Annotated in this window: 7 protein-coding genes and 2 pseudogenes; 6 read left to right on the top strand and 3 right to left on the bottom strand. The window is 60.2% G+C overall.

From position 1 onward, the window contains the following. Window positions 1-209 precede the first annotated feature (209 nt). Both ACW9IR_RS28150 and ACW9IR_RS28155 read left to right on the top strand, forming a co-directional pair. A pseudogene (locus tag ACW9IR_RS28150) lies at window positions 210-986 on the top strand (cache domain-containing protein); the annotation flags it as partial. A gap of 312 nt (window positions 987-1,298) precedes the next feature. Continuing rightward, window positions 1,299-1,892: pseudogene (locus ACW9IR_RS28155) on the top strand (methyl-accepting chemotaxis protein); the annotation flags it as partial. A gap of 223 nt (window positions 1,893-2,115) precedes the next feature. Here ACW9IR_RS28155 and ACW9IR_RS28160 read toward each other — a convergent pair. After that, on the bottom strand, window positions 2,116-3,051 hold the full coding sequence (locus tag ACW9IR_RS28160; protein ID WP_102902413.1) for a LysR family transcriptional regulator: 936 nt from the start codon (window positions 3,049-3,051) through the stop codon (window positions 2,116-2,118). Window positions 3,052-3,164: 113 nt separating this feature from the next. Between ACW9IR_RS28160 and ACW9IR_RS28165 the strand changes: the two genes are divergently transcribed. From ACW9IR_RS28165 to ACW9IR_RS28175, 3 genes are all read left to right on the top strand, one after another. Further along, a complete protein-coding gene (locus tag ACW9IR_RS28165; RefSeq protein ID WP_016987941.1) occupies window positions 3,165-3,650 on the top strand; it encodes a DMT family transporter in 486 nt (161 codons plus the stop codon). A gap of 3 nt (window positions 3,651-3,653) precedes the next feature. Further along, window positions 3,654-4,106, top strand: a complete 453-nt coding sequence (locus tag ACW9IR_RS28170) for a DMT family transporter (protein ID WP_095114263.1) — start codon at window positions 3,654-3,656, stop codon at window positions 4,104-4,106. Window positions 4,107-5,078: 972 nt separating this feature from the next. Next, the gene (locus ACW9IR_RS28175) at window positions 5,079-5,246 is read left to right on the top strand and encodes a metallothionein (protein WP_103307310.1); all 168 of its coding nucleotides are present in this window, start codon (window positions 5,079-5,081) and stop codon (window positions 5,244-5,246) included. A gap of 23 nt (window positions 5,247-5,269) precedes the next feature. Here ACW9IR_RS28175 and ACW9IR_RS28180 read toward each other — a convergent pair whose 3' ends face one another. Continuing rightward, a complete protein-coding gene (locus ACW9IR_RS28180; protein ID WP_150811723.1) occupies window positions 5,270-5,542 on the bottom strand; it encodes a hypothetical protein in 273 nt (90 codons plus the stop codon). Window positions 5,543-5,581: 39 nt separating this feature from the next. Continuing rightward, complete coding sequence (locus tag ACW9IR_RS28185) at window positions 5,582-5,809, bottom strand: DUF6555 family protein (RefSeq protein WP_007919026.1); 228 nt, start codon at window positions 5,807-5,809, stop codon at window positions 5,582-5,584. 136 nt (window positions 5,810-5,945) lie between these two features. On the opposite strand from ACW9IR_RS28185, the gene ACW9IR_RS28190 reads away from it, so the two are divergent. Then, on the top strand, window positions 5,946-6,728 hold the full coding sequence (locus tag ACW9IR_RS28190) for an AraC family transcriptional regulator (RefSeq protein WP_457465888.1): 783 nt from the start codon (window positions 5,946-5,948) through the stop codon (window positions 6,726-6,728). The last annotated feature ends 68 nt before the right edge of the window (window positions 6,729-6,796 follow it).

Genomic DNA, 6,796 nt, shown 5'->3' on the forward strand with positions numbered 1-6,796 from the left:
TCCCTCCTCCTCCCTTCAAGTCCTACCATACAAGCGAGCTTGCTCGCGAAAGCGGTGTATCAGTGACTTAAGGGTTGACTGACACGACGCCTTCGCGAGCAAGCTCGCTCCCACAGGGGGATGGGGTGATTGCTGTGCTCAACTTTTGTGATGACGTGCCGTTAAAGCCTTTAACCACGCCAATAAAACCAAAAGAGTGAGCTCCCACAATGCGCCTGAGCCTCAAGGCTAAAGTCCTCTCCCTCGCCGTTCTCCCGGTGTTGCTCTTTGCGCTGGTCATCAGCCTGACCACGCTGTTCATCCTCCAGGAGCAGGCGCACAAAGAGGTCGAACAGACCCGCGAACGCCTGCTCGGCGATGCCAAAGCCACTCTGCAAAGTTACGTCGCCGTGGCCATGACCACGATCAAACCGCTGTACGACGCGGCCGCGCCGGGTGATAACGAGGCGCGCGCGCAAGCGATCAAACTGCTGTCGGGCATTCGCTACGGCAAGGACGGCTACTTCTTCGGCTACGACTCCGAGACCGTGCGCCTGTTCAAGGCCAACGACCCCGAAGGCGTGGGCAAAAGCTTCAAGGACAACCGCGACCCGAATGGCGTTTACGTCAATCTCGGCCTGGTGAAAGTGGCGAAGGACGGCACGCACTATCTGCAATACAGCTCGCCGCTGCCGGGGAATGCCAAGGTGCTGGTGCCGAAACTCGGCTACACCGAATACCTGGCGAAGTGGGACATGGCGGTCGGTACGTCGGTCAACCTCGACGGCATTGAAGCGCAAGTCGCACAGGTCGAAGCCCAAGTGCAGGAACGCATGCAAGGCGTGGTGCTGAGCATCGTCGGCGTGGCGGTGGTGGTGCTGTTGGTGATCGCGGCGGCGGGAATGCTGTTGGCCAATACCATTTTGCGTCCGTTGACCCTGATGAAAGCCAACCTTGATGACATCGCGGCGGGTGAGGGCGATCTGACCCGCCGACTGAACATCACCAGCCAGGACGAACTCGGCGAACTGGCTGGCTCGTTCAACCGTTTCGTCGACAAGATCCATGGCCTGGTGCGGCAGATCACCGAGATGACCACGCAACTGACCGGGCTGGTGACGCAAGTGTCCGATCAGGCCCAGCGTTCCGATCAGGCGATGGAGCGTCAGCGCCACGAAACCGATCAGGTCGCCACCGCCATCAATGAAATGTCTGCCGCCGCACAAGAAGTGGCCAAGAGTGCGCAGAACGCCGCCGTCGCCGCCCAGCAGACCGACGAAGAAGGCCAGAGCGCCAAGCGCGTGGTGGCCGGCAGCATCAAACAGATTCATGCGCTGGTCGATGACATCCGCAGCAGCGGCGTGTCGCTGGACAGCCTGCAGCAGGACGTGACGTCGATTGTTGGCGTGCTGGGGGTGATTCGTTCGATTGCCGAGCAGACCAACCTGTTGGCATTGAACGCGGCGATTGAAGCAGCGCGCGCCGGTGAGGCTGGACGCGGGTTTGCCGTGGTGGCGGACGAAGTGCGGGCATTGGCCAGTCGCACGCAGATCAGTACCCAGGAAATTCAGGGGATGATCGATCGTTTGCAGGCGGGTACGCAGCAGGCCGTGGAAGCGATGCGCCGCTCCAGCGAGGCGGGTGACGGCACTTCACAGCAAGCCAATCAGGCCGGCGCTTCACTCGACGCGATGGCATCGTTGATTGCGACGATCAACTCGATGAACGCGCAGATTGCCAGCGCGGCGGAAGAGCAGACGGCGGTGGCCGAAGAGATCAACCGCAGCGTGCATCAGATTGCGGTGGCGGTGGATAACGTGGCTGATGAAACGCAGTTGGGTGCGCAGACGTCACGCAGTCTGGCGGAGCTGGGGCAGCGCCTTGGCAAACTCGTCGGTCAGTTCCGGATCTGACCGCCTGAAAAGCCCCTCACCCTAGCCCTCTCCCGGAGGGAGAGGGGACTGACCGAGGTGTCTTGCGTCATACATCGACCTGAAAGATTCAGTCGATTATGGATTCGGTAAAGCTGTTTCAGGTCGGCGTAGTTCCACAGCATCCCCCAATCAGTCCCCTCTCCCTACGGGCGGTCCGATGTTTCGGGAGGGCTAGGGTGAGGGGCTTTTGATCTTCAGCTCCTCAAGGTCTATCCCAGTAGGGCACTTCGCCAAAGCATTCGATAAAGAAATCAATCACCGTCCGCACCTTCACTGACAACCGTCGGCTCCCCGGCCACAACACCGCAATCTGCTGCGGCTCCAGACTGTTCGACACCTGATACTCCCCCAGCACCGGCACCAGCGTGCCGTCGCGCACCGCCTCACCAATCAGCCACGACGGAAACATCACCAGCCCCAAACCTTGCTCGGCCGCTTGGGTGAGGGTGTCAGCGTGGTTGCCGGTGATCGGACCTCTCACCGAATACGGCGTCCAGTCCTCGCCATCGCGGCGGAAAAACCAGCGCTGCTGGCCGGTCGCGCCTTTGTAAGCCAGGCATTGGTGTTGCGCCAGATCTTCGGGTTTCTGCGGCGTACCGTGGCGCTTGAGATAAGCCGGACTGGCTGCGACCTGAAAGCGATGCGGCGCCACAATCCGCGCCTGCATGCTCGAGTCGTGCAACGGGCCGATGCGGAACAGTAAATCCGCGCCTTCCTGCAACGGGTCGACGTAATGGTCGGTCTGCTGGATATCCAGTTGCAGCTTCGGATAACGCGCGCACAACTGGCCCAGCCACGGCGTCAGATGCCGTTGGCCGAACACCACCGGGGCGTTGATGCGCACCAGACCGGTGGGTTCGCTTTGCTGCTCCTGCAACGCCTGTTCGGCTTCTTCCAGTTGTACCAGCACCAGCCGCGCATGGTGACCGAGCATGCGCCCAGCTTCGGTCGGCGTGACGGCGCGGGTGTGGCGGTAGAGCAATTGCTGGTTCAGCGCCTGTTCCATCAACTGGATCTGCCGGGAGATCGAGGAGGGCGCCACGCCTTCACGGCGGGCCACTTCGGAGAAACTGCCGTGGTCGAGTACCGCGACAAACAGCCTTAGCGCTTTGAATCCGAGTTCGTTGAGCCCGTGCATCGTTGGTCCTGCTGTGCGAGTTGCGCAAAAGTGTTGTCCGGATGCTCCCATTTATCGCACAGCTTGGCCAGTCGATAATCCGCGCCATCGTTTACTTGAGTGGAATGTTGTTTATGCAGACGTTGGATGAGGTGAGTGTCAGCGCACCGGCGACGAAATCCGGATTGCGCTTGTTGTTGCTGCCGCTGGTGATTCTCGCGGGCATGGGCTTGTCGGTGGAGGCGGGGTTGCTCGGGCCATTGGGTGTGCAGGTCGGGCATCTGTGGGCGACCTTGAGCATTTTTGGTGTGGGTTCGGCGATTCTGTTTTTGCTGCTGTTGTTCGCTGGCCCGCAAAAAGGCCCGGCACTGACTGATCTGCCGCGCTGGCAATTGATTGGCGGTTTTTTGGGGCCGATGTACGTGGTGGTGTTGACCCTGGCGACGCCGCATATCGGCATTGCCATGACGATGATCGCGATTCTGTCCGGTCAGGTCGGCAAGAGTGTGTTGATTGACCATTTCGGCTGGTTCGGGGCGACGCGCAAGAAGGTCAATGCCGAGCGGTGGCTGGCGTTGGGGTTGATTGTGGTGGCACTTGTTTTGATTGCGCGGGGGTGAGTGATGAGTCTGGTTATTTTGTTGGCGGTGGTGGTGTTGGCCGGTGCGGTGTTGAGTGTGCAGGCGGCGATCAATGGGCGTTTGGGCGAGAGCGTTGGGGTGTTGCGCAGTAGTTTGCTGACATTCGTTGTGGGCGCGGTTTCGACCGGTTTGTTGATTTTGTTTTTTGAGCCGGCGCATGCGGTGAGTTTGTTGGATGTGCCGAAGTGGCAGTTGACCGGGGCGCTGTTTGGCGTGGTCTACATGATGGTGATGGTGGGGGCGGTGCCGGTGGTGGGGACGGCTGTGGCGACGGTGGCGGTGATTGTCGGGCAGTTGGGAATGGGGATGTTGATTGATAATTTTGGCTGGTTGGGGAATCCGGCGATTGAGCTGTCTGGTTCGCGGATTTTGGCGATGGTGTGTTTGGGGGTGGCTTTGGTGTTTATGTATAGGAGTTCGCGTCAGGCTGGGTGAGTTGGGTTTAGTTGAGTACATATCCGTTGCTGCGGTCACGGCGGCTTAGGGTTCCGCCCTTACGGCGGGTCACTTTTTCCAGACGCCCGGAGTGCCGGCCCAGAAAAAAGTAACCAAAAAGGCTTGCTCCTACGTGCGGCCCGCTCGCTGGGGCTCGGGGTTCCTTCGCTGCGGGATCGATCCGGGCGCAGCGCCTACGGTTTGCTTCGCTGCACCTCCTCTCGCTGTGTTTGGCTGCGCCAAACGGTCGCTGCGCTCCCACGCCCGGATCAATCCCTCCACTCAGCCTTCCGACGTCGCCTTACAGATCAAAAGCCGCAGCCGAGCTAACGCTCATCCTGTTGAGTGGTGAGGAGCACAGCGTGCTCGGCTTTGGTTTTGTGGTGGGGCTACCCCTCACCCCAGCCCTCTCCCGAGGGAGAGGGGGTCGATTTGTGTGCTTTTCAAAGCCTGAGTTCAACGCGGTATCGCACGTCGGCGTAGCTCTCCCAAACACCGCGATCAGTTCCCTCTCCCTCCGGGAGAGGGCTAGGGTGAGGGGCTCTTGATCCGGCTTTTGATCTTGCTTCGGCTTTTGATCTTTTGCCCCTTCGGCAGGCCGAGCGGAGGTGTTCATCCGGGGGTAGGCGCGTAGCGCCGTGCGGCGCAGCCGCATACATCGAGAGGAGGTGCAGCGAAGCAAACCGTAGGCGATGCCCCCGGATGGACACCGTAGCGAGGGAACACTGAGCCTCAGCGAAGTGCCGTACGCCGGGGCAAAGCCTTTTGGGTTACCTTTTCGGCGTTTGGAAAAGGTGACTCGCTGTAAGAGCGAAACCGCCAGCGGCGGCACCCGCAGCAACGGATATGCCCCCAATCCCAATCCCAATCCCAAACAAAATCAAAAGATCGCAGCCTGCGGCAGCTCCTACACTGGTTATTAAGGCTTGCCCATCAAGCCCCAGACAACCACCACCCAAGGAGTCTGCCCCCATGCCTGATAGAAAATGCGATTGCCCCGGATGCAAATGCACAATCAAGGAAGGCGACCATTCCTACGCAGTACACGGCAAACACTATTGCTGTGAAGCCTGCGCTCACCACCACAAGAGTGGCGAGGAATGCTCAAGCAAAGGCTGCCACTGCGCGCATCCCAAATAACAGCACCCATAAAAAAGTGGAGCCTAATCAGGCTCCACTTCCAGTTTCAGGCTCTCATCATCCAGCCGCTCCGCATGCCGCACCGTACCTTGCAGCCTTCGCCCTTCAACCCTGACCACCACGGTTTTCGCCTGGTCGAGGTCTTCCGGTAGCGGCGCCGGCACTCTCAGGGCAAAGCGAAACGGATCATCTACGACCGCCTCCAGCCCAACGCGGCAATCCACGCTTTTGGTGATACGCCCGAACAACGTATCAAGGCCGTAGTCCAGATGCGCCGGGCTGCTGATATTGGTCATTGTGCATTCCCCCGAATGATGCCGATCGCCAGGCTGAGCTTAGCTGGTCGGTCGCCAGACGACGTTTTCCACGCCGAATTTTTCCGCCATCGGTTTGCTGGTCTTCTGCACCTTCTCACGGCCAAAGCGCGGGATGCGGCCGACCCCGGCGTCGCAACTCGCCCAATGCCACGCCTCGGTGTTGTCCATTTTGTCCGAGCGGATAATGAACGACTTGGGCGTGCCGTGAAGGGTGTATTCGATGACATACAGTTTTGCGTTGTTCATAAAGCCCGTATTCCTCCCTGTGGTAATAGAGGGATCGCGGCGCATCGGGAAAATTCACTCGGATTGTCCGACGGTATCTATCGTTGGCGACGCTGTGGCGCACTGGTTACCATGGCGTTCTCGCCAAGCCCAATGAATGCTCGCCATGGCCCTCGCCACGCCCCCCGATCTCAGTGATACCGATGTGCCCGTGCAGCCGCTGGCGCGTACCTATCCGCGTGGCTTGTTTATCGAGCCACATGAGCATGTCTGGGGGCAGTTGCTGTATGCGATGAGCGGGGTGATGTGGGTCGAAACCCCGCACGAGGCGTTGGTGGTACCGCCGCAGCGCGCGGTGTGGTTGCCGCCGGGCGTGCCGCACGGGATTCGGGTGGTGTCGGATCTGCAGATGCGCAATATCTACCTGCGTCCGGCACTGGCGGCGACGCTGGACACGACGGTGCAGGTGATCGAGGTCGGTGGGTTGCTGCGCGAGTTGATTGTCGGGCTGGTGACGCAGGGCGATAGCGGTGAACCTGCTTACTACGAGGCGCTGGTCGGGTTGGCGTTGCTAGAGCTGAAACGCGCAAGGCGTTCGCAGTTGAAAATCCCGCTGCCGGACGACTCCGACCGGCGCTTGATGAATCTGTGTCAGGCGGTGATGGCGGCGCCGTCGCTGGAGATTCCTTTCGAACAGCATGCGGAAAATGCCGGGGCCAGCGTGCGCACGCTGGCGCGGTTGTTCAAGGACAGCCTCGGCATGGGCTTCGCCGAATGGCGGCGGCAGGTGCAACTGGCGACGGCGGTGGCAGAGTTGATTCAGGGCGTGGCGGTGAGTGTGATTGCCCGGGAGCTCGGCTACTCGCCCAGCAGTTTCAGTGACATGTTCCGCCGCGAATTGGGTGTGGCCCCCTCGCAATTTGTTGTGGAACACGATTAATCAAGGCTGCATAAACCCCCTGTGGGAGCGAGCTTGCTCGCGAATGCGGTGTACCAGTGAATGGGGAG

Source organism: Pseudomonas sp. SDT291_1_S447, from assembly GCF_054070155.1.

Excerpts from the sequence above, each read along its gene's own strand:
- ACW9IR_RS28160 (WP_102902413.1), bottom strand. The coding sequence starts at position 3,051 with ATGCACGGGCTCAACGAACTCGGATTCAAAGCGCTAAGGCTGTTTGTC.
- ACW9IR_RS28165 (WP_016987941.1), top strand. The coding sequence starts at position 3,165 with ATGCAGACGTTGGATGAGGTGAGTGTCAGCGCACCGGCGACGAAATCC.
- ACW9IR_RS28170 (WP_095114263.1), top strand. The coding sequence starts at position 3,654 with ATGAGTCTGGTTATTTTGTTGGCGGTGGTGGTGTTGGCCGGTGCGGTG.
- ACW9IR_RS28175 (WP_103307310.1), top strand. The coding sequence starts at position 5,079 with ATGCCTGATAGAAAATGCGATTGCCCCGGATGCAAATGCACAATCAAG.
- ACW9IR_RS28180 (WP_150811723.1), bottom strand. The coding sequence starts at position 5,542 with ATGACCAATATCAGCAGCCCGGCGCATCTGGACTACGGCCTTGATACG.
- ACW9IR_RS28185 (WP_007919026.1), bottom strand. The coding sequence starts at position 5,809 with ATGAACAACGCAAAACTGTATGTCATCGAATACACCCTTCACGGCACG.
- ACW9IR_RS28190 (WP_457465888.1), top strand. The coding sequence starts at position 5,946 with ATGCTCGCCATGGCCCTCGCCACGCCCCCCGATCTCAGTGATACCGAT.